The 23,811-nt window shown below is 43.8% G+C and carries 21 protein-coding genes and 5 pseudogenes; 9 read left to right on the forward strand and 17 right to left on the reverse strand.

Going from position 1 to position 23,811, the window contains the following annotated elements:
• Positions 1 to 49: 49 nt before the first annotated feature.
• The 6 genes and pseudogenes from OCV19_RS22125 to OCV19_RS22150 form a co-directional block, all read right to left on the reverse strand.
• Positions 50 to 968 (reverse strand): annotated as a pseudogene (locus OCV19_RS22125) (IS5 family transposase).
• Between the two features lie 123 nt (positions 969 to 1,091).
• Positions 1,092 to 2,516, reverse strand: coding sequence for an aspartate kinase (locus OCV19_RS22130; protein ID WP_065677674.1), 1,425 nt, complete (start codon positions 2,514 to 2,516; stop codon positions 1,092 to 1,094).
• 78 nt (positions 2,517 to 2,594) lie between these two features.
• Entirely contained in the window at positions 2,595 to 2,981 is a 387-nt protein-coding gene (locus tag OCV19_RS22135) for an ectoine synthase (protein WP_010431969.1), read from the reverse strand.
• Positions 2,982 to 2,994: 13 nt separating this feature from the next.
• Positions 2,995 to 4,260 carry a diaminobutyrate--2-oxoglutarate transaminase gene (gene ectB, locus OCV19_RS22140; RefSeq protein ID WP_065677673.1) on the reverse strand — a complete coding sequence of 422 codons (1,266 nt, stop codon included), beginning with the start codon at positions 4,258 to 4,260 and terminating at the stop codon, positions 2,995 to 2,997.
• Positions 4,261 to 4,295: 35 nt separating this feature from the next.
• Positions 4,296 to 4,829, reverse strand: a complete 534-nt coding sequence (gene ectA / locus OCV19_RS22145) for a diaminobutyrate acetyltransferase (protein ID WP_065677672.1) — start codon at positions 4,827 to 4,829, stop codon at positions 4,296 to 4,298.
• A 472-nt stretch (positions 4,830 to 5,301) separates the two neighbouring features.
• Positions 5,302 to 5,562, reverse strand: coding sequence for a DUF5062 family protein (locus OCV19_RS22150; protein WP_065677671.1), 261 nt, complete (start codon positions 5,560 to 5,562; stop codon positions 5,302 to 5,304).
• A gap of 448 nt (positions 5,563 to 6,010) precedes the next feature.
• On the opposite strand from OCV19_RS22150, the gene OCV19_RS22155 reads away from it, so the two are divergent.
• Positions 6,011 to 6,226 carry a hypothetical protein gene (locus OCV19_RS22155; protein ID WP_017065847.1) on the forward strand — a complete coding sequence of 72 codons (216 nt, stop codon included), beginning with the start codon at positions 6,011 to 6,013 and terminating at the stop codon, positions 6,224 to 6,226.
• Between the two features lie 131 nt (positions 6,227 to 6,357).
• On the opposite strand, the pseudogene OCV19_RS22160 reads toward OCV19_RS22155, so the two are convergent.
• The 4 genes and pseudogenes from OCV19_RS22160 to OCV19_RS22175 all read right to left on the reverse strand — a co-directional run bounded on the left by OCV19_RS22160 (position 6,358) and on the right by OCV19_RS22175 (position 9,178).
• Positions 6,358 to 6,946: pseudogene (locus tag OCV19_RS22160) on the reverse strand (phosphatase).
• Positions 6,947 to 7,044: 98 nt separating this feature from the next.
• Positions 7,045 to 8,308 (reverse strand): annotated as a pseudogene (locus OCV19_RS22165) (IS4 family transposase).
• Positions 8,309 to 8,410: 102 nt separating this feature from the next.
• A pseudogene (locus OCV19_RS22170) lies at positions 8,411 to 8,737 on the reverse strand (hypothetical protein); the annotation flags it as partial.
• A gap of 51 nt (positions 8,738 to 8,788) precedes the next feature.
• Positions 8,789 to 9,178, reverse strand: coding sequence for a VOC family protein (locus OCV19_RS22175; protein WP_065675922.1), 390 nt, complete (start codon positions 9,176 to 9,178; stop codon positions 8,789 to 8,791).
• Between the two features lie 198 nt (positions 9,179 to 9,376).
• On the opposite strand from OCV19_RS22175, the gene OCV19_RS22180 reads away from it, so the two are divergent.
• Positions 9,377 to 10,276: a DMT family transporter gene (locus OCV19_RS22180; RefSeq protein WP_083994282.1), complete on the forward strand. Its 900-nt coding sequence runs from the start codon at positions 9,377 to 9,379 to the stop codon at positions 10,274 to 10,276.
• Here the strand turns inward: OCV19_RS22180 and OCV19_RS22185 are convergent.
• Complete coding sequence (locus tag OCV19_RS22185; protein ID WP_065675923.1) at positions 10,273 to 11,175, reverse strand: LysR family transcriptional regulator; 903 nt, start codon at positions 11,173 to 11,175, stop codon at positions 10,273 to 10,275. The two genes, OCV19_RS22180 and OCV19_RS22185, sit on opposite strands and share 4 nt — an antisense overlap.
• Positions 11,176 to 11,363: 188 nt before the next feature.
• Between OCV19_RS22185 and OCV19_RS22190 the strand changes: the two genes are divergently transcribed.
• Positions 11,364 to 13,436, forward strand: coding sequence for an alkyl/aryl-sulfatase (locus OCV19_RS22190; RefSeq protein WP_065675924.1), 2,073 nt, complete (start codon positions 11,364 to 11,366; stop codon positions 13,434 to 13,436).
• Positions 13,437 to 13,717: 281 nt separating this feature from the next.
• Entirely contained in the window at positions 13,718 to 14,527 is an 810-nt protein-coding gene (locus OCV19_RS22195) for an SDR family NAD(P)-dependent oxidoreductase (RefSeq protein WP_065675925.1), read from the forward strand.
• A gap of 167 nt (positions 14,528 to 14,694) precedes the next feature.
• Here OCV19_RS22195 and OCV19_RS22200 read toward each other — a convergent pair whose 3' ends face one another.
• From OCV19_RS22200 to OCV19_RS22210, 3 genes are all read right to left on the reverse strand, one after another.
• Positions 14,695 to 15,396: a lipoate--protein ligase family protein gene (locus OCV19_RS22200; protein ID WP_065675926.1), complete on the reverse strand. Its 702-nt coding sequence runs from the start codon at positions 15,394 to 15,396 to the stop codon at positions 14,695 to 14,697.
• Positions 15,397 to 15,493: 97 nt separating this feature from the next.
• Entirely contained in the window at positions 15,494 to 15,829 is a 336-nt protein-coding gene (locus OCV19_RS22205; RefSeq protein WP_240508205.1) for a hypothetical protein, read from the reverse strand.
• A gap of 83 nt (positions 15,830 to 15,912) precedes the next feature.
• Complete coding sequence (locus tag OCV19_RS22210) at positions 15,913 to 16,227, reverse strand: hypothetical protein (protein WP_240508204.1); 315 nt, start codon at positions 16,225 to 16,227, stop codon at positions 15,913 to 15,915.
• 104 nt (positions 16,228 to 16,331) lie between these two features.
• Between OCV19_RS22210 and OCV19_RS22215 the strand changes: the two are divergent.
• The 5 genes and pseudogenes from OCV19_RS22215 to OCV19_RS22235 form a co-directional block, all read left to right on the forward strand.
• Positions 16,332 to 16,529 (forward strand): annotated as a pseudogene (locus OCV19_RS22215) (IS110 family transposase); the annotation flags it as partial.
• Between the two features lie 136 nt (positions 16,530 to 16,665).
• The gene (locus OCV19_RS22220) at positions 16,666 to 17,565 is read left to right on the forward strand and encodes a homocysteine S-methyltransferase family protein (protein ID WP_065675928.1); all 900 of its coding nucleotides are present in this window, start codon (positions 16,666 to 16,668) and stop codon (positions 17,563 to 17,565) included.
• 113 nt (positions 17,566 to 17,678) lie between these two features.
• The gene (locus tag OCV19_RS22225; RefSeq protein ID WP_065675929.1) at positions 17,679 to 18,689 is read left to right on the forward strand and encodes a Gfo/Idh/MocA family protein; all 1,011 of its coding nucleotides are present in this window, start codon (positions 17,679 to 17,681) and stop codon (positions 18,687 to 18,689) included.
• A 10-nt stretch (positions 18,690 to 18,699) separates the two neighbouring features.
• Positions 18,700 to 20,220 (forward strand): SgrR family transcriptional regulator, encoded by a 1,521-nt coding sequence (locus OCV19_RS22230; RefSeq protein WP_065675930.1) that lies wholly within the window; start codon positions 18,700 to 18,702, stop codon positions 20,218 to 20,220.
• Between the two features lie 152 nt (positions 20,221 to 20,372).
• Positions 20,373 to 20,771: a DUF1090 domain-containing protein gene (locus OCV19_RS22235; protein WP_065675931.1), complete on the forward strand. Its 399-nt coding sequence runs from the start codon at positions 20,373 to 20,375 to the stop codon at positions 20,769 to 20,771.
• A gap of 101 nt (positions 20,772 to 20,872) precedes the next feature.
• Here the strand turns inward: OCV19_RS22235 and OCV19_RS22240 are convergent, their stop codons facing one another.
• The 3 genes from OCV19_RS22240 to OCV19_RS22250 form a co-directional block, all read right to left on the reverse strand.
• Positions 20,873 to 22,003 carry an HDOD domain-containing protein gene (locus tag OCV19_RS22240; RefSeq protein ID WP_065675932.1) on the reverse strand — a complete coding sequence of 377 codons (1,131 nt, stop codon included), beginning with the start codon at positions 22,001 to 22,003 and terminating at the stop codon, positions 20,873 to 20,875.
• Positions 22,004 to 22,236: 233 nt separating this feature from the next.
• On the reverse strand, positions 22,237 to 23,292 hold the full coding sequence (locus tag OCV19_RS22245; RefSeq protein WP_065675933.1) for an alcohol dehydrogenase family protein: 1,056 nt from the start codon (positions 23,290 to 23,292) through the stop codon (positions 22,237 to 22,239).
• Positions 23,289 to 23,807, reverse strand: coding sequence for a TetR/AcrR family transcriptional regulator (locus OCV19_RS22250; RefSeq protein WP_065675934.1), 519 nt, complete (start codon positions 23,805 to 23,807; stop codon positions 23,289 to 23,291). The genes OCV19_RS22245 and OCV19_RS22250 overlap by 4 nt, the downstream gene beginning before the upstream one ends.
• Between the last annotated feature and the right edge of the window lie 4 nt (positions 23,808 to 23,811).

The following is a 23,811-nucleotide window of genomic DNA, read 5'->3' on the forward strand; positions in this document are numbered from 1 at the left end:
TTGTTGCGTAATTAAATTTAGAGATAGAGCAACCCGTTTCGCTTGTTTTTTAGTCAACACGACAAGTTTCAGGCATACCTAACCCAGTAAGCTTGTTCAACGCTTTTATCATCGCGTAAGTTTCACCCACCTGGGCATTGTAATTTCTTAAGCTCAGTTTCCCTCCTAGCAACTGTTTAACTCGATACATCGCTGTTTCTGAGAGTGAACGTTTGTGGTATCCATACCGCTCTTTCCAATACTTATTTGAGCCGTATAATTTCTGGCAACCCACGGCGAGATTTCGAGGGTGACCTCGCTCCCAGAAGGCAGCCCTTCTCTTGGGGAATAAGCGCAATAGCTCCCTTAATCTTAATAGCAGCGTGACACGCTCTCGTGTCGTAAGCGCCATCACCAGACACCTCAAGGATACTTCGGCGTGTTTGTTTCAGTAAGTTAGGGAGTACTTCTCCATCTGTAACCGTCGATAAACTTAGCTCAGCGGCAATGATCTCATGAGTGTTGGTATCGACGGCAATATGAAGCTTTCGCCAGACTCTACGCTTGCCATCCGTCCCATGTTTTTTGACTTTCCATTCACCTTCGCCATAAACCTTAAGGCCAGTAGCATCAATAGCTAGGTGCTGTATCGCTCCTCTCGTTTTAGTCTTAAATGAAACCTCAACTTGCTTGGCTCTACGACTGATGCAGGTGTAATGCGGACAACTTAACGGTACATGGGCTAACCTAAATATCGAGTCGATAAATCCTTGCAGCGCTCTCAATGGCATAGAAAAAACTCGTTTCACCATGAGTGCTGTCGTGATAGCTAAATCACTGAACCGACGCGGCCTCCCGCGCTTATTCTGTTTACTTTGCGCCCACCCGCTTATTGCTTCTTCATCAATCCAAAAGGTCAGAGAGCCACGGTTAATGAGTGATTGGTTGTATTGCTTCCAGTTGGTTGTTTTGTAACGAGGCTTAAGCATAGGGCTACGAGAGAGGGTGGAGGTAGCTGATCAGATCGTAGGTTCTTGATTTAGTTCCATTGAATTACGCAACAAAGCCCATGAAAATGTAACAGTGGAGGGTGAGCCCTCCACTGTTACATTTTATGCTGCATTCACCGATGTCTCGGTTCTTTTATCTTGATCAAAGAACTCTTCATGCAACGCGCAAATCGCTTGTTGATACTTGTCATCACTCACAACAAATTGCACATTTACGTTTCTCATAGACGAATGTAATGCAATAGGCGTAACACTATGATTCATCAAAGCCAATACACCATTAGCGAGCGTTTTATTGGTATCAATTTGAGAACCGATCGCTGAAATTATAGCGACCATTCGACCTGAAATAGATGCCTGAGGGTAACGTTTCTCAGCTTTATAAGACACCTTGTTTAAACTCTCGGTGCTACCACCTAGATAATAGGTAATAGAATTGGCGTTCATCTCTTTACCGATAAGGCTCACTCTAGCATCTGCGATAATCTCCATTAACTCATAACTAACATTGTCCGCCTTACCGACCATTCCCTGGTCAAAAACGTGTAACGCATATACCTTCTGTTTTCCGGCAATGATCTCAATGTGATTAGTGTCTGGTCGGTAATCAGAAGAAATCAGTGTTCCCTCATGTTCTGGCTCGAAAGTGTTTTTGATTTGCAGTTCTATGCCACTTTCTCGTAACCCAGCAGCCGCATTAGAGTGAATAGCTTCCATACCAAGGTTAGCCAGTTGATCGGCAACATCATAATTGGTTGCCCCAATCGGTTTAACCGAACCTACACCAACGACTTTTGGGTCAGCCGAACTAAAATGATACTCCTTATGGATGATCGCCAATGATGCCTCAGTAATAGTAGCGATACGACTAAACGTCATCTCACTGTAACCACGATCATAAGTATGCATCAAACCTTCTTTGCAATATGCATAACCAGTTACTATGGGAAGCTCCTCAGTAACATCAATGTCAGAGAAAGCCTCTCTAATGGTATCGTCCAAACTTTGAGGGGTTTTGTTGTCCCAACCAGAAAGGTCAACAAAGGTCGAGTTTATACCAATGTTTTTTAATTTAAGAGCCGTGTTGTATGCACTATGTGACTCTCCAATTGAAGAAAGAAACTCTCTAATCTGTGGTAAATAATGTCTCAGTGAAAACTGTCCGTATTGACACGTTTCAAGAATGTTAGTGATACAGTTTTTAGCTTCTGAAATACGAGACCGGATGAACTTATCGGCTCTCATACGATTCATTGGATCCGCAAAAATATGCTCATTGGTCAATAGCATGCGGCGTTCAATATAAGATAGAGCATCCTTCCACGAATCGTCACGCATCGCTATCAATTGATAGATACCAGGCTTACCTGTTTTTTTACATTCCAACAATGCATCCGTCATACCGCTGTATGCGGACACAACAAAGATTCGGTTATACGGATTTTGAGGGCGGAGAATAATATTGTCGAGCACAGCATCAAATGCTGTCATTGATGTACCGCCGATTTTTTCTACGGTAAATGTCATAAAAGACCTTTTGTTCTTGAAGAGATTAAAGACGAAATAATAGGGAGCGGGGTGAGATATCACCCCTGAAGATATGGGTTAATCAACGAGTGGATAAACGCCGTTTTCATCGTGTACTTCAGCGCCAGTAATTGGTGGGTTAAACACACAAGCCATTGTCATTTCTTTGTTTTTATATGCGCGTAAATAATGCTCGTCATTCTTATCTAGGATGTACAGCGTACCGGGTTTGATTGGGTAAGTTTTACCACCAACGACTTCAATCTCCCCTTCACCACTCATACAAAACACAGACTCCAAGTGGTTTTGGTAATGGATATGTGTTTCTGTCGCTTCGTAGATTGTTGTGATATGAAAAGAAAATCCCATATTGTCATCTTTCAATAACATGCGAGTACTTTCCCAGTTATCCGATACAATACGTCTTTCACTATTACGACATTCATCAAGTGTTCTAACAATCATTTTACTCTCCCTATTACGATGCTTTCTTGAAATGCTTGGTTGCTACCACTTCAACTGAGTCTTCGAACATAGTTAAACCTTGCATCAATTCCGATTCTGAAATGGTTAATGGACAAAAGAACTTCAAGATTTCATCGTTTGGACCTGCGGTTTCAATTACCATGCCCTTGTCAAAACACACTTTCGCAATCTCATCAGCTGTGTTCCCATCTTTACATTCAATGCCAATCATCATTCCGCGTCCCTTGCGTTGAACAAATAACTCAGGGAAACGCTTGAGATTGCGTTGAATGACATCATCGACCATGCTTGAGCTACGTTGAATATGGTTTTCAAAATCATCATTTGACCAATACATTTCTAACGCTTTCGCAGCAGTAATGAACGCATGGTTGTTACCACGGAAGGTACCGTTGTGTTCTCCCGGCTCCCACTTGTCTAGTTCAGGCTTTAATAAAACCACAGCCATCGGTAAGCCATAACCACTTATCGACTTAGATAGCGTAACGATATCTGGTTTTATGCCTGAAGGTTCAAAGCTAAAAAACGTTCCTGTTCGACCACAACCGGCTTGAATATCATCCACAATAAGTAGGATATCGTGGACTTTACAGATTTTGCTTAACTTCTGTAGCCATTCATTTGAAGCGACATTTAACCCGCCTTCACCCTGAACCGTTTCCAATAAAACGGCGGCAGGTTTATCCATACCAGCGGAATTATCGGTTAACATCGTTTCAAATAATTTTAAACCATCAATTCCAGCGTAACCTTCAAATGGCAAACGCGTAACATTGTTGAGATTTGAGCCCGCACCTTGCCTGTGGTGTTGGTTGCCTGTAGCAGCCAATGCCCCCGCCGTACAACCATGAAAGCCATTGGTAAATGCAACAATACTGCTTCGACTTGTCACTTTTTTTGCCAATTTAATCGCTGCCTCAACCGCATTTGTTCCTGTCGGGCCGGTAAATTGAACTTTGTAATCTAATGCTCGAGGTTCCAAAATAAAGCGACTAAGAGCTTCTAGAAATTCAGCTTTGGCTTCTGAATGCATATCTAAGCCATGTGTAATTCCATCCATTTCAATGTACTCAAGTAGAGCTTGCTTTAGTATTGGATTGTTGTGACCGTAATTGAGAGATCCTGCTCCAGCAAGAAAATCGAGGTAACGATCACCTTGTTTTGTTTCAAGCCAGCAGCCTTTTGATTTAGCAAAAGTGACTGGAAAACTATTCGAGTATGAACGTACGTTAGATTCCTGCTTCTTAAAAATATCCATGATAATGCCGTTATTTAATTCCTATAAGTGTTTGATTATTCGAGGATAATTCGATAGAGATATTCGGTATCGTGCTGCCCGTTAAAATGAAGGTTTTCATCTAAGAAAGTAGTCACTCGCCCGGTGTTACCGTTTTTTTCGTCCAGCTTTTTGAATAGTGCCCAAGACGCTTGGTTTGATTTAGTGATAGTCGTTTCTATCGCTTCAATGCTCTTTAGGCACTCTCGATTAAGTAAGGTGTTCAACATCTTGTAGGCTAAAGCATTGCCTCTAAACTTAGGCGCCACCGCGACTTGCCAAATAAAGAGAACATTGGGCTCACTAGGTTTCCGGTAGCTAGAAATAAAACCAGCAAGGTCACCTTCATGCTCCACTAAAATGCAAGTTTTACTAAAGTGAGTAGACTGCAAGAAATTGCAATATGAAGAGTTAGTGTCTAATGGAGGGCACTCTGAAATTAATTGATAAATGTTGTTGCCATCCGAAACTTCTGGCTCGCGAAAATTCCACTTTTCAATCATTTTTTCTACAACCTCTGGATACAAGATCCAAGGCGCTGATGTAATCATACCGAGAAAATCCTTTGAGCTCTAATTAAATTCCTTTTTATTATGAGCATTTACTGCCTGATAAGATCAACAGCTTAGCCTTAAAAATTAAAAAATAGTGATAAACATCACATTTAGTGGCGTTCACCATGAATTAAATAATATTTTGAGCTCTAATGTATTTTATTGATGAGGATTTTAAGAAAATGTCTTAAACGGAATAAGCGCCAAAAGAAAGCTAGAGTTATTAGAAAATAACGATGCTCAGATTACTAAACAAGCGGCATACATAAATCACCAAAACTCTCAATGCTGAACATTCTGTCGAGTCGATAGCAACGCTTCTAATGGCAGAGACTCGTTATCCACTATTAAAATACCTGTCTTAAAAAAACAAAAAACCTAGCGAGAGCTCGCTAGGTTTCTTATCTAACATATCGATGAATAATGAACTCAGAGGGAACGAGTTCAGGAATATCAGCTTAGGAAAGGTTTACTTCAAAGGGTCATTGTCAGGAAGTGCATTATGAAGCCAGAGTGCTAAACGCTTCTTGATGTTCGCACCATCAAGCTTGCTCTCAGGGAGAGGTGTGATCTGATTGACTTCAACAAGGAACAAGTACACCGCTTTAACCTTTATCGGTTGGGATGAATTTGGCAAATCAAAACCTTGTAGTTTTGCCATCTTAAAACCGACTTCAACTGCTTTTTTTACCAGCTTATCTTCATTAATGATCTTCGCGGTTTTCGACATATCATCTCCATCATCTTTATCGAACGAGTACTGAGTATATCAAACCGAACAACTCACAAGATTACCTCGCTCTCAATTTGAGGAGTCGCTTTGATAAATAACATAAAACGAATAACAGGCTCTAGGCTGATTCAAATTTGGTTGGCATTTACGATATCAATGGCTATACGCAACCGTTCTCTTAATAAAACACTCAATAAATGAGATCTTAAGTCAAGAAACAAAAAGTTGAATAATATTTGACTTAGTATTCCAAAGAATACGGAATACTATGTTTCTCATTTAGATGATAAACATTGTATATAATACAAATAACTTTCTGTTATTTAATCAGTTTTATACTAAAACGACTTAGATCATACTTACTAGTTCTTGTAACAAAATGTTATTTACAAAATACTCATTAAGAAAATAGAATAAACCCACTAATATTATACTGGTGTTAAAAATGCGTTACCTATGGGCTTCATTCTGTCATAAAAACCCAATCATCGGACGAATCGTTCATATCTTGGTTATGTTAGTTGCATTAGCTTCTATCGTTGTTCCATTGATATCAAAAGACGCAACAACAATCATAGCTTCACTGTGTGTTGCTCTAGTATGCTTCGTCATTTTTGTCTTCTTTGCACTCGCCGACAAGATGCGTTCAGGCATGCACTAATCAGTTCTCTATTCACCAAGCATTCTCTTTTCTACAATTTATTATAAAATGCTGGTTACCAAATACGGAAAAGCCCAAAGTTATTAGCTTTGGGCTTTTTGATACCAGTAATCATTAACTCAGCAACACACTTAATATAAGTGTGCAAATTCTTCGATTCGACTCTTACCGCGCAGTAATAAAAAGTTCAAAAAGCGGGATGTTGAGGTAGTGATTATTTTGTCTTCTTCCACACCGTGCTTTTCAAGTAATGCTTTTACAAGACCCAAATGAGCAATCTCTTCACAGAAATGCGCATCAGAACCTGTAGTTTGGGTTCCCTAAGTGCCCTAGCACATCAACTTGGCCACTCTTAATGACGTTGATTAACGCCTGTGTATGTTCTTGTTCTGTCGATGGCTTGAAAACTGGCTCATGTAAGCTCGCAATCACCCAGTCTAAGTGTTGGTAAGAAGAGGGAGGAAGATCCAACTCTCCAGCAGTGTTCAGTGTGTTGGCTTCCACACCACGCAAGATACCTACATCGTGCAGAAAGCGGGGCAAAATCCTTTGGTTATTGAAAAACCAGTAGTGGGGGGCTCCCGGCATTTCAGGAGCATGATCCGTTGTACAAAGGAGTTTTAGCCCTTTATTTTTCGATGCCAGTGCATTTTCGATAATGGTGCTATAGGCATGGCCACTTGCCAATGTATGAGTATGGCTGTCGACAACAATCTCCATTATGACCTCCTAAATTGTTTAATTGATTTGAAACGAACCGTCTTGACTCATGAAGAGTGTTAGGTCAGCAGGGATAGAATGGTCTCATAGACTGAACCTTAAGCATTAAGACCAGCATAAATCCCGTCTAACGTGATGTTTTTCTTTGACTTCCTCTGGGCGGACTTTTGTGCGTTCTTAAATATATAGCTAGAGGCCCATTCCAGTTTATTGCCTATTTCTGACCATGCCTTGTGGCTGATACATTCAAATATGGGCAACAGCCACACATCCACATTTTTTGCCGCCTTAAACAGCGAGACCGATGGCATTATCTGAAGCGCAGTACTGCGCCTGATGATCAGCGAGAGTAAACTGGCCCAGATAAGCCCATCAACGATGGCCTTTGTGCGGTGACAAATCGTTGCCAGTTTGTGTGAGATTTTAATTCTTTAAAAGCAACTCCACCTGCCATCGACAGCGGTAGATCGCCATTATGTCATCAGCAGTATAGGTACCTGAAGGCAAGTTAGTTAACCAAATACAGAATCGCTTTTCTTCGGCAAACCAACGTCTTACCACTCTAAATTCTTGCTTACCACTACGAACTTTAAGGTCGAGTACCTGTGAGCGATTAGTACCTCGAGTGATGTCTTTGAGCTTCTTTCCTTCTAGTTTAGATAAATGCCGGCCCTGACCGTTTCTCGCTTCTATAACATGAGGATTCAGGGACTTTGCTCCTCGAAAATATAGAAACCACCATACAGTTCAAGCTCAGTAAAGAATTGGAAGTCAGGGTACCCTGCGTCAGCCAACAACAATTTGTTACTCATTGTTTTGGGGCGGGCAAAAGTCTCTTTCTGATGCTGTATCAGCGCTGATGCTCATTGCGACTGGAGAAAAGCTTTTTAAAGACATTGTCATATGGCATTCAACTGCGGCTGGATTGCGTTTAAATCGGCTCGGGTAAACGTTCGAAAGGTCACGATGAATGTGGAAAGAGCTACCATCTTGAAGCAGCACATCATCAAAGGTGGCGAGTTTATCTGGTAGGTTGGCACTCTGCTGGCGAGCAAACTGAGCTATCGCTCGCATGGCCAATTGGCGCATGAATATCGGAAATTCTTCTTTTCTTAACTGGTTATGGTAGGGCTTATAAGCCACAGTATCTTTAGCGCTTAAGCACATCCCATTGAATTGCCTTAGTAAATCGGCAATAGATGAGCAGTTTCCTTTGCTCAAAGCGGCCACTAGGCTTACTACTAGCTGGTCGGGTAAGATAGCCCGACATCGCTTCATAAGTCCTGTACTTTTCGCCATTTTTTGAAGGCTATCAGCATTAAAGAATTGCTTAAACTGCTTTTGTAGGGAGATAATCGTCATCGGCTTCACGGTTGATATGGGTGGTTTGTTTGGCGACGATTATCTGATCATAAATGAAGCCTTTTTTCTATCTAAATAAATAGCTTAGAGCTTAAGATCCTGTCTATGAATCGGGGCTAGCTTATTGCTGTCGAAGTTTGCGTCGGCATAGACAGATAAAGGCTCGATGGCATCGTTTGGCTTAAACGTATAACAGCTCACAGAGGCTGAAGTGCGATCAAACCACTGGTAAGGTTGTGCACCGATTAAATCGTAGACCGTGCAATCATTGAATTGAATCGCCCACTCTTGGTGAGCTTTAAAACCGAGGTAACCTATGGGTTGTGATGGTTCAGGCTTTGAGTCCGCCTCCTGCTCATACACCGGTTCTGAGGTAGCACATCCCATAAGCCCAAGACTAAAAAGGAAAGTCACAGCAAGCTTCATCATTGTCATACCTCAGTTCCGTTAGTAGATGAGTAACTCAATTAAGTCTCTACATTAAACGGTAAGTTCCAAACGATTACCATCCGGATCGAGTACACAGCTCTCATAATAGCCATCACCTGTTCTTCTTGGGCCATCTAAGCGTTCATAGCCGTCTTCGACCAAGCGTTGAGTCAGTTGATCGACCGCTTGTTCCGACCCTAATGAAATCGCCATATGAATGAAGCCTGTGAACTGGTCATAAATATCATCTTTCGATTCAGGCACAGAATCCATTTCCATGATCTCTAAACGACTTCCCGTTTCAAACGAGAGGAAGTATGAAGAAAACCCTTTAGTTGGGTTGTGATATTTTGAGTTCGATGTCGCGCCGAAATAATCTTCATAAAATCGCTTCAGCACGTCGAGTTTTTTGGTCCAAATTGCGATGTGTTCAATCTTCATTTTGTTTGCCTAAGTTTGATGTCTAACGCTAGATTACTCATCAAATTAAGAACAATAAACAGAACGAAATTCATCGAAATTGTTCCTGATTAACGGGCTCGATTTTATGTCCATAACTGCACAGTATTGGTATCTATGTTTGTGTAATAGTTATCTTTCCTACATAGTCAGTGTTTTACACATTCTGAGATATAAGCCGTGAACTTTCTAAAATTAATAACTCTCGCTGCTATATGGGGAGGCTCGTTTCTTTTCATGAGAATGGCGGCCAATCCATTAGGGCCCGCAGTCTTGATTGAAGCGCGAGTTCTGTTTGCAGCACTTACTCTGCTTTTAGTTTCTTTTTATTTAAAAAAGAAGCTCTCTTTTCATGATCACGCTAAACACTTCTTCATTCTCGGGCTGTTTAACACCACACTTCCTTTTTTGCTTTTCGCTTATGCCGCGCAGACACTTAACGCCTCGACACTCGCCATCTTGAACTCTACCGCGCCAATATGGGCGGCAATCATTGGTGCAATATGGACCAAAACAGCACTCGAGGCGAAAGTTCTATTGGGACTTGGGATTGGGGTAACGGGAGTTGGCGTGTTAGTCGGTTGGGATGCGATGAACATTGGCCGTGAGGCTATGCTTCCTATCTTTGCAGCAGTGATGGCGGCCTTTAGCTACGGAATAGCGTCAAACTATACGAAACAAGCCCCTAAAGTTGAGGCATTCAACAATGCTCATGGCAGCATGTGGGCTGCGGTGTTGCTGGTTTTGCCATTTGTATTATTTATTCCAATGAGAGAAACACCCGACGTTACGATCACTACGTCAGTTATCTTATTAGGCGCGGTATGTACTGGGTTAGCGTATCTACTTTACTTCAATCTAGTCTCTGAACTCGGCGCACCTTCAGCCCTGTCCGTAACCTTCATCATTCCGGTATTTGGCATCTTATGGGGCAACCTTTTCTTAGACGAAGCGATTGGCCTTAATACTATTTTCGGATCGGTTCTGGTTATTACAGGTACCATGTTAGTAACCGGTATGACGCCTTCTAAGATGATAGAGAGCGCCAAACAAAAACGATCAGCAAGAGCGGCTCGTTAATCAGCCATGTATTGTTGAATCTTGTTTCTCAACCACTGATGAGCAGGATTCAAATCGGTTCTCTTATGCCAGATCATGTATTGCTGCATCGGTAAGATTTCAAACGGCTGATCAAGGACTTGAAGCTGGAAGGATTCGGAAAATTGATTGGCAAAATCACGCGATGTGCTGCCGACACAATCTGAGCCCGATACCAGCACACACATGGTCATCAGCGAGTCACACTCGGCACTCACTTTTCTCTGTTTCAGTGGCGACTTGGTAAAATAATCTGCCGTGTATAAACGGGTTCGACGCATTCTAAAAGTAACATGCTTTTCGTTGTAATATTGCTCTTGCGTCACAGAGCCATTGATTCTCGGATGCCCCTTTCGAGCAATTAGCACCAACTCATCTTCAATCATCGGCTGCTTCATATATCCATTAACTTGCGGGTAATGGATATCAATCGCCAAATCGGCTTGCTGCATGCTTAAACTCTGAAGAAGCTCTTCTTCGTTGTTCGGCACCATATTGAACTCAATAGAGATATTTCCTAACGTTTCATCTTGCTCGACAAGGGGTTGAAGCTTGGTTAAACCGATCTCATTCACCAGAATTCGAAACACATGATGCTGCTGATTATCGAACTGCTTTAAGGTACTAACTGCACTGGTTATGCCTTCAAGAGCCGGTTCCACTCGGTTTGCTAATTGCACCGCAGCGTTGGTCGGAATAATCCCGCGCCCTTCACGAATAAACAGGTCGGTATCAAGCTGAGATTGGAGTCGCTTCAAGGCTCCACTCACCCCGGGCTGAGTCATACCAAGCGATTCTGATGCAAGCGTGATCGACTTTAATCGATACACTTCTAAGAACACGCTCAATAGATTTAAATCCAACTTTTCCACGTCGCTCACCGTTACTCTCCCTGTCAATGTGGTCTTAATCAATCATTGGTCAGGATTCGTCTTCGCTCCTCAACCATTGCATGACTCAATACATAGCCAATCGTGATGTATTAAATAAAGCTTACTTTATTTTTTGCTATATGTCTTATTCCTATAATCGCCTCAACGAAACAAAATTCTGAAATGAAGAGGCTCTTATGAAAACTTCTCGCACGTTCAAAAATGCATCACTGTTCCTAGCTATCTCGCTGGCATTCCCGGCGATTGCAGCTAACCATGACCACGCACACTTCAGCGAAATTGGCGATCAAGGTGGCAAAAGCGCAACCGAGATGACGACTAAGGCAAACCAAGAGTTCGCAAAAACACTTAACTTTGCCGACACTCGCGCTTTCGACAATAACAACAAGGGTCTTATTGCTAGCTTCGACCAAGAGACGGGCGACATCATTCGTAATAGCTTTAACTTCATCGATCCAAGTGTGACGAATGCAGACCAAGCACCAGATTCAGTAAACCCTTCACTGTGGCGCCAAGCGGTATTGAACCAAGCGGCAGAAGGTTTATATGAGGTTGTTCCGGGTAAAGTTTACCAAGTTCGAGGTGCTGACTTAGCGTCTATCTCTTTCATTCGTAGTGACAACGGTTGGATCGCTTATGACGTACTCCTGACCAAAGAAGCGGCCGCTAAATCTCTCAAATTCTTCAAGAGCAATGTGCCTGATGGCGGTGAACTGCCCGTCGTTGCAATGATTTACTCTCACTCGCACGCTGATCACTTTGGTGGCGCAAGAGCAATCAAAGACGCGTACCCAGATGTAAAAGTGTACGGTTCGAAAAACATCACTAAAGAAATCGTCGACGAAAACGTATTGGCAGGTAATGCAATGTCTCGTCGTACCGCTTATCAATATGGCGCAACCCTGAACCGACACGAACACGGTATTGTTGATGCGGCACTGTCGAAAGGCCTATCAACCGGTAGCATTACTTACGTACTGCCAGACTACGAGCTGAACCATAACGAAGAGATTGAAACTCTGGTTATCGACGGCTTAGAAATGCAATTCATGGATGCTTCAGGTACCGAAGCGGCCTCTGAAATGGTGACCTACATTCCAAGCATGAAAGCACTTTGGACTGGCGAACTGACCTACCAAGGCATGCATAACCTGTACACGCTGCGTGGCGCTAAAGTACGTGACGGCTTGAAATGGTCTAAGAAGATCAACGAGATGTTAGTCACTTGGGGTGAAGATACTGAGGTGCTGTTTGCGTCTCACTCATCGCCAATTTGGGGCGAACAAGAGATCTCTGATTACCTAAAAATGCAGCGTGACGCTTACGGTTTTACTCATAACCAAACGCTTCGCTTAGCCAATAACGGTGTGGTTCTACAAGACATCGGGGACGAGATTTACAAGGTCATGCCAAACAGCATTCAACAGTCTTGGCACACCAACGGTTACCACGGTACCTACTCTCACAATGCTCGCGCTGTGTACAACATGTACCTTGGTTACTTCGACATGAACCCAGCGAACCTAAACCCATTACCAATCAAGCCAGAGTCAGTGAAGTTTGTTGAGTACATGGGCGGCAGCGACGCTGTGATTGAAAAAGCACAGCAAGACTTCCAAGAAGGTGAATACCGCTTCGTTGCAACAGCACTGAATAAGGTGATTCAAGCTGAGCCAGAGAACAAAGTTGCACGTGGCTTATTGGCAGATACTTACGAGCAATTGGGTTATCAATCAGAAGGTGCAGGTTGGAGAAACATCTACCTAACCGGCGCTCAAGAGCTTCGCATTGGCACACAACCGGGCGCACCAAAGACTGCATCTCCGGATGTGTTGGCTAACATGACCATTGAGAACTTGTTGGATTACTTAGCAGTTAAAGTGGATTCGCTAAAGGCACAAGAAACACCATTTACGTTGAATATTCAGCTACCAGATGTACAAGAGTTTTACTACGTTGAAATGTCTAACGGTAACCTGAACAACATTCAAGTGAACGAGCTGCAAGATGCAGATACAACACTGATCATCAATAAGTCTGACGTGTCTGACATCGTGCTTAAGAAAACAAGCCTTGGAAAACTGTTAGAAGACGGACAAGCAGGCGTGAAAGGTGATAAGACATCACTTAACAAACTGCTGTCTTCATTGACAGAAGCTGACACCTCTTTTGAGATTGTTCCTCGTCCAAACAAAGGCGAAGAAGTTGATGCCGAGCTATACCAAGATTCACACGAGCACGCTCACTAAGCAGCTCTTAGGTAAAATAATTACAACGTCAAACTGGCCTAAATAGGCTGAAACAAGGCTAATACGACCAAGCCTCAACCATTAAACTGGTTGAGGCTTTTTTGATTTGAGCTTTACTCGATATCAAGAAAATAAAATGAAAAGCCACACCCTTGTTTCACGGTTTCTCAATCGTAATACACATCCGTACTTTCTATATCTCAGCATGTGAAGTAGTAGAAACTTTGTGCAATCAAACTTTGTTATAAAAGTTGTCCGGACTCTTTATTCAAGGAAGGAAGATGCGAAAAAAGATCATGATTACAGGTGCGACAGATGGTATCGGTTTAGAGACCGCGAAAATGTTAGCCCAACAAGGGCATCACATCCTTATCCATGGACGTAACCCAACAAAACTCAGCAAAGTAGAAGCCGGCCTTTCTCGATTATCCAAGGATGCGATTATCGAAAATTATGTTGCTGATCTCTCTTCTCTTTCTGAAGTTAAAGCCCTCGCCAACCAAATAAAGTCGAAGCATGAACAGCTCGATGTACTCATTAACAATGCTGGTGTCTACAAGGTTTCGGAAGTCACCACCTCAGACAACCTTGATGTACGTTTTGTTGTGAACACCATTGCCCCTTATTTACTGACTCAAAAGCTGCTACCACTTTTTGATGCCAACGGTCGCATCGTCAATCTATCTTCAGCCGCTCAGTCATCGGTCGATCTCGAGGCACTTGTCAGCCCAAATCCTGACGCTTTAGATGGCCCCATCTACGCACAAAGTAAGTTGGCGTTAACGATGTGGTCAATCCATCTTGCGCACCAATTAAGAGATCAAGGGCCTCTAATCATTCCCGTTAATCCGGCCTCATTTCTTGGCAGTAAATTGGTCAAAGATGCGTATGGTTTGGAAGGTAATGACTTAGGGATTGGCGCTGATATCTTATGCCGAGCGGCACTATCGGAAGAGTTTTCTAACGCTTCTGGGAAGTATTTTGATAATGACTCAGGGCTATTTAAAGACCCTCATGCTGATGCATTAAATACGGAGAAAAATCAGAAACTGATGACGACTCTCGACCAGTTACTTACAGAACCGCTCTAGCTAATGCCACGCTCACTAGTCAGATACAATGAGAGCTCCGTATTTAGGAGCACTCCACAACCCAAAATTGTCTGATGTGGTTACGACAGAACTCCAGCAATTGTTTAGATAGAATTGAAATGGTTCATCCACCCGACAAGTTAACTGGTGTTAGCGAAAGGAAGACATTACGCATACTTGATGAAAGCTTGGCTTAACCGCTGAAAGAGTGAGTCTACGTTGGGGAGGCTCGTCAAATGCGCGGACAACAGTGTATGAACCTGCGCATCCACCACGGTCGGGTTATCGCAAATTTGATTATAAAAATTCACAGGCGCAACGATGTTCTCTAAGTCGGCATCTAACAAGATACAAGCTTGCGAAAGTACAATTTGGCCGCCCCCTTGTTTAAGCAATACACGCTGCGCAGTACCCACTATTTTTTGTTTATTGATATTGAGGTTGTAGTCACCATCACAATAAGAACCGGGGGTTGCGTGTACATCCACATCAATACCCAGTTCTTTAAAAAACAGGGTTAATACATCACATAAATGTCGATACGCTTTTTGGATGTTGTAGGCTTCATCACGAGGCCAATGATAAATGTGCGATAGGTTAATGATCCCCGGTAGTTGAGGAACGGGAGCGCCGCCTGTTTTTCGCGAGGTGAGTTGCCAGCCTTGTGCCGCAAGTTGCTTTCTAGACTCAAACGTCACTGGCCACTTTTTACCTGCGGGCAAAACGAGTGTTGGCGTTTTTGCTTGCCAAAGCATTAAGGCTTGCGCAATTTCACCGGCCTGTATTTGCTGCAATAGCTCATCTTCTTTTTCAAATGCGCGATCAACATCAATGTGCGGATAACGTACGAGTTTATTCGTTAACTTCAATGCACTTTTCCTCTACAGATTGTGGTGACCGACCATTTAACGCTCTGAAATGGTTGATGACATATGGGACTATGTGGGATGGAAACAGCGCCAAAATTTAGTTATTGGCGCAACAATCGTTTTTTTTTGCATTTTTATAGACTCGTGACTTTAATATTTCGCTTACTTTTTTAGTCTCACGCCAAACTTCAACTCTAAATTGATCTGTTACAGGAGCTGGACGCTTAGGTTGAGGATTTCTCGGCTTTTTAGGCTTCGAATCTTCAATTGTAAGCTCTTCGCCATCCGAATCCACTAGATTCAATTCCATTTGTTTGGGAATTACTGGGACTCGTTCCAATGATTTCTTTAGATCAGACATGAACTCAGGAGATTCCTCAACCTCGGCACCGAATATGGCTTCGGTTTCCTGCATTGCTATTTCAACGGTCATTTCACCTCTTTGGACTTTGACAAAGAGGTTTTCTAACCGTGCTAGAGATTCCCCACGATTTCGTATTTTAGGTTTGGCTAAACTTAGGTCGAAGGGTGAACTAGCTCTTTCTCCCAAATACGCACCAACAGCCCTAACTTGATTATGTATAGACCAGAAACAAATGAACCATATTGACCAATACCAAAATAGAGAACACCGATCGTAGCAAATATTTTTCCCTTGGCTTTAATTGACCCTTCTTCCACCTCGAGCACAAGTGAGAAATCACTCAATTGTAAATGCTCTCCGATATAAGCCTCCCACTCATCGAAAAGCTGAGTCGAGTAAATTTCAAATTCTTCACGAGGTAAACTTGGCACTCCAAGATAGAAGTCAACCGTACCTATATTTGCCATTGTTACTCCTTTCACCAGACTCTAAGTGCGCTAACGAATTCCATGGATTCCCCCTCCCGAGGATCTGCCACACTTATGTGGTACTTAAATGCATCGGAGGCACCATGTCTGATTATTCTTATTTCTGCGGTATCAACCTAGCTAAAAACCACTTCAGTCTTCATGCCGTAGACCAAAATGGTAAGATAATACTTCATAAGCCGGTAACTCGCTCTAAACTGCTGACTACAATAGCAAATATGCCACTCATGCGTATAGATATTGATGCGTGTGGTGGTACACATTATTGGGAAAGGGTAATCTAAATTATGCCGTGGCTATCTCCAAAACAGTCCGACACCTTTTCTCGATAACTCAGGGGCTTGATGGCTTCTGTCTGACAAGGTTGTCTGATATGGTGGCGGCAGAACTTCAGCAATTGTTTAGATAGTATTGAATATGAAAACACTAACCATACTTGATGGCGGCATGGGCCGAGAACTCAAAGAAATTGGCGCGCCATTTTCTCAACCGCTTTGGAGTGCTCAAGCGCTGATTGAAGCACCCGATTTTGTCAGCCAAGCGCATCAAAACTTTGTCGATGCAGGTGCTGAAATCCTGATCACCAATAGCTACGCATGTGTGCCTTTTCACTTGGGTGAAGAGCTGTTCGATCAACGAGGTTTTGAACTAGCCGCACTGTCTGGCGAACTGGCTAACGCAGTGGCTGACAATGCTACCCACACAGTGAAAGTCGCGGGCGCGATTCCACCGCCATTTGGCAGCTACCGACCAGACTTGTTTAAGGTCGAAGAAGCAGCGCCGATCATCCAAACGCTTTACGATGCACAAGATCCAAACATCGACCTTTGGATAGCAGAAACCATCTGTAGCCTGCAAGAATTCGAATCCATTCATGCGGTACTCAAGCAATCAAGCAAACCGTGTTATTACGCCTTTAGCTTGGAAGACAACAAGGGCGATTTTGCCAACATTCGTTCTGGCGAGAGCGTAACAGACGCCATCAAACTTGCCTGCCAATCAAACGCAACAGGCATTATGTTTAACTGCTCAGTGCCTGAAGTGATGGATCAAGCCATTATCGATGCTAAGAAAGTGATCGATGAGCTAGGCCGTGATTTAGAAATTGGTGTCTACGCCAACAATTTTGCGCCTATCAGCAACGAACATGAAGCGAATGATATGTTTCAGGAGATGCGTGAGCTGGATGGTCAAGGTTACTTAACTTACGCTAAACGTTGGCACGCATTGGGCGCGAATATCGTCGGTGGCTGTTGTGGCATCGGACCAAAACACATTCAAGCCCTAGCCGATTGGAAACGCTCCATACAGAGCTAATCCTGAGCTTCAACTAGAATAAAATAAATAGAGAACAGGTTGAGAAATCTGTTCTCTATTTGTATGTGACGTCTCTGAGTACACTGATACAAAACAACGATTTGGAGCAACAGATGAGCGACACGCAACGCAAAATTAAATGGGGCATCGCAGGGCTAGGTAATATCGCCAATCGATTCGCAACGGCAGTCACAGAACACTGTCTGCATGGTGAGCTTTATGCGGTTGCCGCGAGAGACCATACACGCGCAGCCACATTCGCCAACAAGTTTGGTTGCGACAAGGCTTATGGTTCTTATGAAGAGATGGCGAATGACCCAAGTGTTGAAGCAGTTTACATCGCTACGGTTCACCCATACCACCAGCCACTCGCCGAGTTGTTTCTAAAGAGCAATAAGCACGTATTGGTCGAGAAGCCAGCTTTCACCAATCTTGGTGATTGGCTTGAGATGAAAGCCCTTGCAAATCAAAATGGCGTGATGCTGTTAGAAGCGATGAAAACCGTGGTGTTTCCCGCGTATCGTGAGCTCCAGTCATTCTTGGTCGACAACAACATTCAGATAGACTCAATTGAAGCCAGCTTTGGTAACCATCATGACTATGAGCCCGATTTGTTTATCTTCAATCCGGATTTGTCAGGCGGAGCAACGCTTGATGTTGGGGTCTATGGGCTTTGGTTCTTTTACGATCTGTGCAGAACACTGGGTGTGACCCCTTCAAAACCTCAGGTAGAGATGTCGTGTCTTTATGAGGGAGCGAATGTTGATACCAATGCATGCTTTACATTCTCTGGTGATATAAGCGGTAAGATATCGGCATCAACGGTGCAAAACCTTCCCCGATCAGCACACTTGAGTGGGCCTGATACTAAGATCACCATTCACGAAAAATGGTGGAATCCGGCCTTTATTGAGATTGAACATCAAGGCAAAAAGTCGACCATCAACTACCCAGTGACAGGGAATGGGTTCGAGTTTGAAATCGACCATTTTTCAGAGTTAGTCCTTCAGGGCAAAACTGAATCGGATATCCTAAGCTCAGAGATAACCTCTCGAGTTCTCGATACGATGGAAAAAGCACTCATTGACTCTGGCTATCCAAACTTAACTCAACCTCGTCGCTAGGAAAAGAAAATTGGGCAACCTTAAGCGCAAGCTTGAACTGTATGAAAAGATATTTCAGGCTTTTGGGCCTGGAGTATCACATTGTCAGGTCAACCAACTGGCCACACTGCTGCACGTGAGTGAACGTCACGTTCAGACCTTACTCAAAGCGATGACAGCACAAGGCTGGATTGAGTGGCAAGCTAGCTCAGGCCGCAGCAAGAAGGCAGAACTCACGTGTCTGGTTGAGCCCATTGAGGCGTGTTACCGATACGCACAAACCCAAGCTGACGCAGGCAACATAGAACAGGTGTTTAGCACCTTAAGCTTCAACGGCCGCAATGCTGGCGCTGAGTTACAAGCCTTTCTAAGCAGCACCAATCCGTCGGCGCAGAATATCGCGTATATCCCGTTTCACCGAGAACTCGAGGCTCTTCACCCTCAACGAGTACTTAGACGCACCGAACGTTTCTTAGTGATGCAAGTTTGCCAACGCCTAACCTCCGTTAAGCACGGCAAACTCAGCGGCGATCTGGCTTATCATTGGCAGCCTAATCTAGATGCGACACAGTGGCACTTTCAAATTCGCAATGGTGTTCAGTTTCATAACGGAAGAACACTCGAACCTCAAGACATAGCGCGCAACCTTAACTCGCTCTGCCAAAGCAAAATATGGCGTCGTTGTTATCAGCATATTGATGAGGTATCTATCGCGGCAGGCAATGTGGTTGTCGTAAAGTTGAATCAACCGGATTGGCATTTACCGCGCCTACTTGCCAGAGCTGAAGCTTCCGTATTTGATCACTCATCACCGACTGATAGGCTGATTGGATCTGGCGCGTTCTCATTAGACATCTTCTCGAACAAGATGTTGAGATTGAGCCGCAATAGCGCCTATTCACACAGCACGCCGATTCTCAATCGAGTCGAGTTGTGGGTCTATCCGGAATGGGCACAGAGCAAAGCCTGCGCTCAAAATCAGGTGTGCGTGAAACTGCCCGAGAAGACGACCACCGTGCGTGGGGATGGCCATGCTTCCCAACCGGATTTCGGCTCAACCTTCTTTAAGATTCAAAACCCGATGTTGTCGAAAACCGTTCGTGAGTTCACCGTTGAAGACACCTCTGAATGCCAAACCCTTTTCGAGCAGTTGTCAGTGTCTGGCGACTACAAAACCAGCGTGGAATATGGGCACTACCTAACTAACTTCCTAACTACCAAAGACGTCGCGTTGTGCAGCATTATTGATGAGAACGACACCTTCACTTCGTGGTTAAGCTTCTTCAGTCGCTTCCCGTTTGAGGACTTAGCGCTGCCTGCTGAGATGCTAGAGAAAATCGAACAAGGCTTAGCCTCAATAAGAAACCAGCCAAACTTTAAGTTGGCGATGAATACACTGTTGGAACTCAAGCATTGGTTGAATGACTCTGGGGGTGTGGTTGAGCTCAAGCAAGAGGCGTTCAACTTAGAGGTTTCTGAAAAGATACACGGCGCGCAAGTGAATGGTTTCGGTTGGTGCGAGCTCGACAAGCTATGGATTAGCCATTTGTAAATCTAGCCATGTTCAAAATAAGTCATTAGGCACAGAGACTTATCTTTAACACTCCCCTGCCAATAGCAAAGAAATGGGATGCTAATGTACTCTCGAAGTGAGACTCAACAAGTATAAGCACAAACTAAATAGACCCAATAAGAAGGTAAACCATGACTCGACACCTAACAGGCTCATTACTGTTTCTTTGCGCATTCTCTTTTAACAGCATGGCGAGCACCCAATGCGATGCACTTGTAGGATGTGAAAAAAAGTTCTGTGAGATCGAATATCAGATAAAGAAAGCGGAACCGTACGACAATCAGTACAAAGTAGAGCGATTAACAAAAGCGTTGAAAGCCGCGAAAGAGAACTGCACCAATGAAGGTTTGAAGGATGATCTCCGTGAGAAAATCGAATCAAATGAACAAGATTTGGCTGAATACCAAGCCGACTTAGAAGAAGCAAAAAGAGATGAAAGAGCGGATAAAATTCGAAAGTATGAAGGTAAGATCGAAAAAGAACTGCGTAAAATCGATGAATTGAAGCAAGAACTGGCTCAGATCCCTTAATCGATAATTGAAACAAAAATGGTCTTACTGCTTCGTAAGACCATTTAGAAAATACCGCTTTATGACGACTACAGAATCAACCTAGCTAACGCCAGCCGTTATTATCCTACCAGCGCTAATTCAGACTCTTTATAGATACGATTAGCCACTTTGTATGCCGTAGGCGACGTTAGTGTTTCTTTGCATCTGCACTTAAACTGCTCGACTTCAATCGTTTGTTGTTCCAGTAAATAGCACAGCTCACTCAAATAGTTTGCTTCAAACACAGCCTGACCAAGTGGTGTGCATTCGTATCGGCTCGACTCTTGGTAACCAATTGCGGTCAACACAGGCTCTGGCAGCTCCCAGAACTTGGCAATGGTGTAAGTCAGACGAATAGAGTAGCTGTTCATCAGGCGCTTCAATGCTAGCGAGTTAGGCGGAACAGAAGGATCAACATGCTTGAAGGCTTCTACCATCATCTGGAAAATGATCATCTTGCCTAAGTTTCGAATCAACCCAACAAAGTACGCCGCCGCTTGATCTTCTTGAGATGAAGAGTCTTTCATCAACTCCTTAGAAAACGACGCGGTTTGAACACTGTGATTCCAAATTTTCTCACCGAAGTAACGCCAGTAAATATTGTTCCCCGGTGTGAAGTTCTTCATGTAGCTATTCACCACCCCTTCAACAAGCCCCTGAGAGCCCATATTGAGGAATGCTGTTTTTAGGTCAGTAACCTGCTTTTCACCACGCTTATAGAAAGTACTGTTAGCCAGTTTAATTACATCGGCAGCCATACTCGGCTCACGCTCTATCACTCTTAACAGTGCATCGACATCAAACTCATCGCTCTGTAATTCTGCCATTAACGTGGTCACAGAGGCTGGCATCACTGGCAGTTCATTAAGCAAGGCTTTCGGAGAGCGAATCAAGCGTTCGATTTGGCAAGCCACAAAGTCGCTAAACGGATCTGACTCTGTTCTCAAGCGTGATTCTCCAAACAGATAATCAAGAAACTCACCATCGTGAAGGCTTATCGTTATATCGACAATGAGTGATGATGGCTGAGCGGACGAAGGCGGAACAAAGATTGAAGTGCGGGGAGTGACTTGCTCCGCTTTAACGTTTTTCTGCTCAGAGGTCGTTTGTTGGGATGTAGCTTGTTGAGAGACACTTTTTGAAGAATGACTTTGCTTACTTTGATTAGCAACGAAAGGGGAAAATAGTGCCTGCAATACCCTTTTAAACATCAATACGGCTCCTAGATGAATACAACATAGATCGGGATATATAACGGCGGTGATTATCGCACAGTTAATTCATAAACCACACAATGGCAAATGAATCATTAATTTTTTAGCTGTATAGGATCTGTTACTCAACGGCTGCGAGACAGTGCCTACCAGCATTCACTAGAAACAAAAAAAGCGAACACATAACGCTTGTTCGCTCTTACATAGATTAGACGTGTGACTGCCAAGAGTTAGCTCTGAGCGACTTCCAACACGATCTTACCGACGTGTTTTTTCTTCAGGAACTCATCTTGTGCTTTATGGATATCGGCTAGCGGATAAGACTCTGCAACGATGGCGCCAATCTGCTGCTTCTCAATACGGTCTACTAGATTCTGGAATACCTGAGGCTCTAAAACCGTGCAACCAAAAAAGCTGAGATCCTTGAGATACAAAGTGCGAACATCAAGCTCAACCATAGCGCCACCAATTGCGCCAGATACGGCATAACGACCATGTGGTTTCAGCACTTCAAGGAATTCAGGCCACTTATCACCGGCGACTAAGTCGATAACGACATTAACGCTGCTTTCACCTAGCGCTTTAACCAAATTAGCATCACGAGCAATTACTTCATCAGCGCCAAGTTCAAGTAACTGTTGGTTCTTGCTTGGGCTAGTGATGCCAATAACATAGGCGCCGCGAGCTTTTGCTAGCTGAATAGCCGCAGAACCCACACCACCCGATGCACCAGAGATAAGCACGCGATCACCCTCAGCCACATTCGAGCGAGTCAGCATATTCTCTGCCGTCGAGTAAGAGCATGGAAAAGACGCTAACTCAACATCCGACATGGTGCTGTTCACCGCGTAAGCATGCTTAGCTGCTACTTTGGTGTATTCAGCGAAACCACCATCGCACTCAGAACCGAAATACCATGGCTGTGGCAGATCTCGTCCGTATACTTCTGTTAAACAAGGTTCGATAAGAACACGCTCACCAATACGGTCAGCAGAGACTTCATTGCCGACTGCCACGATGAAGCCGCACACGTCAGCACCTTGGATACGAGGGAATTTCAACGCTTCACCCGACCAACTAGCATCGTCTGAGTCATCGCTTTTTGAGTACCAACCGATTCGTGTGTTGATATCGGTATTGTTAACGCCTGCTGCCATCACTTTGATCAGCACTTCATTAGGCTCGATTTGAGGAACAGCGATATCTTCGCGGTAGCCAAGCATTTCTGCTCCGCCGTGCCCCAACATCTCTACGCCTTTCATTGTCTTTGGTAGTTCGAATTTCATCGTGTTTCCTCGAGTAATTTTGTAACCATATTCTGTGCTGATGCCACCGCTTCTTCGCCTAATACCGGCCACGCGCTTGATACGCCTTCATGAAGTAAAAACAGTGGTGTCGCGAGATCATCTCGCAGGCTCTGCTTGCCTATAAGCAAACGAACTTGTTCTTTATGCTGCGTAACCGCTTGGTTGATAAGTTCATTATCTGGGAACGCAGCAATCGCATTCATCGACATACACCCATGCGGCGCATACTCTTCTAACCATTGTTGGAGCTTGTTGAATATATGAGTCACAGATTCCAATCCAGCCTCTGGCGACGCCTCCAGTAAGAAATCGAGATAGCGTTGGTGTCGGTATTCCAATGCTCCAACAATCATCGCTTCTTTTGAAGGGAAGTGTTTATACAAGGTTCTTAGGCTTACATCGCACGCGGTTTTCAGTTGTGCAACGCTCGGCTCAGCAAAACCTTGTTGGCTGAACGCTACTTCAAGGCTTGCTGCAATCTGTTCTCTCAACATAGTG

Source organism: Vibrio celticus, from assembly GCF_024347335.1.
GTDB lineage: Bacteria > Pseudomonadota > Gammaproteobacteria > Enterobacterales > Vibrionaceae > Vibrio > Vibrio celticus.

Coding starts and splice junctions, on each gene's coding strand:
- OCV19_RS22155 (WP_017065847.1), top strand. CDS start 6,011: ATGCGTTACCTATGGGCTTCATTCTGTCATAAAAACCCAATCATCGGA.
- OCV19_RS22130 (WP_065677674.1), bottom strand. CDS start 2,516: ATGACATTTACCGTAGAAAAAATCGGCGGTACATCAATGACAGCATTT.
- OCV19_RS22220 (WP_065675928.1), top strand. CDS start 16,666: ATGAAAACACTAACCATACTTGATGGCGGCATGGGCCGAGAACTCAAA.
- OCV19_RS22195 (WP_065675925.1), top strand. CDS start 13,718: ATGCGAAAAAAGATCATGATTACAGGTGCGACAGATGGTATCGGTTTA.
- OCV19_RS22225 (WP_065675929.1), top strand. CDS start 17,679: ATGAGCGACACGCAACGCAAAATTAAATGGGGCATCGCAGGGCTAGGT.
- OCV19_RS22240 (WP_065675932.1), bottom strand. CDS start 22,003: ATGTTTAAAAGGGTATTGCAGGCACTATTTTCCCCTTTCGTTGCTAAT.
- OCV19_RS22210 (WP_240508204.1), bottom strand. CDS start 16,227: ATGGCAAATATAGGTACGGTTGACTTCTATCTTGGAGTGCCAAGTTTA.
- ectA (WP_065677672.1), bottom strand. CDS start 4,829: ATGATTACATCAGCGCCTTGGATCTTGTATCCAGAGGTTGTAGAAAAA.
- OCV19_RS22205 (WP_240508205.1), bottom strand. CDS start 15,829: ATGACCGTTGAAATAGCAATGCAGGAAACCGAAGCCATATTCGGTGCC.
- OCV19_RS22150 (WP_065677671.1), bottom strand. CDS start 5,562: ATGTCGAAAACCGCGAAGATCATTAATGAAGATAAGCTGGTAAAAAAA.
- ectB (WP_065677673.1), bottom strand. CDS start 4,260: ATGGATATTTTTAAGAAGCAGGAATCTAACGTACGTTCATACTCGAAT.
- OCV19_RS22235 (WP_065675931.1), top strand. CDS start 20,373: ATGACTCGACACCTAACAGGCTCATTACTGTTTCTTTGCGCATTCTCT.
- OCV19_RS22175 (WP_065675922.1), bottom strand. CDS start 9,178: ATGAAGATTGAACACATCGCAATTTGGACCAAAAAACTCGACGTGCTG.
- OCV19_RS22245 (WP_065675933.1), bottom strand. CDS start 23,292: ATGAAATTCGAACTACCAAAGACAATGAAAGGCGTAGAGATGTTGGGG.
- OCV19_RS22250 (WP_065675934.1), bottom strand. CDS start 23,807: ATGTTGAGAGAACAGATTGCAGCAAGCCTTGAAGTAGCGTTCAGCCAA.
- OCV19_RS22190 (WP_065675924.1), top strand. CDS start 11,364: ATGAAAACTTCTCGCACGTTCAAAAATGCATCACTGTTCCTAGCTATC.
- OCV19_RS22135 (WP_010431969.1), bottom strand. CDS start 2,981: ATGATTGTTAGAACACTTGATGAATGTCGTAATAGTGAAAGACGTATT.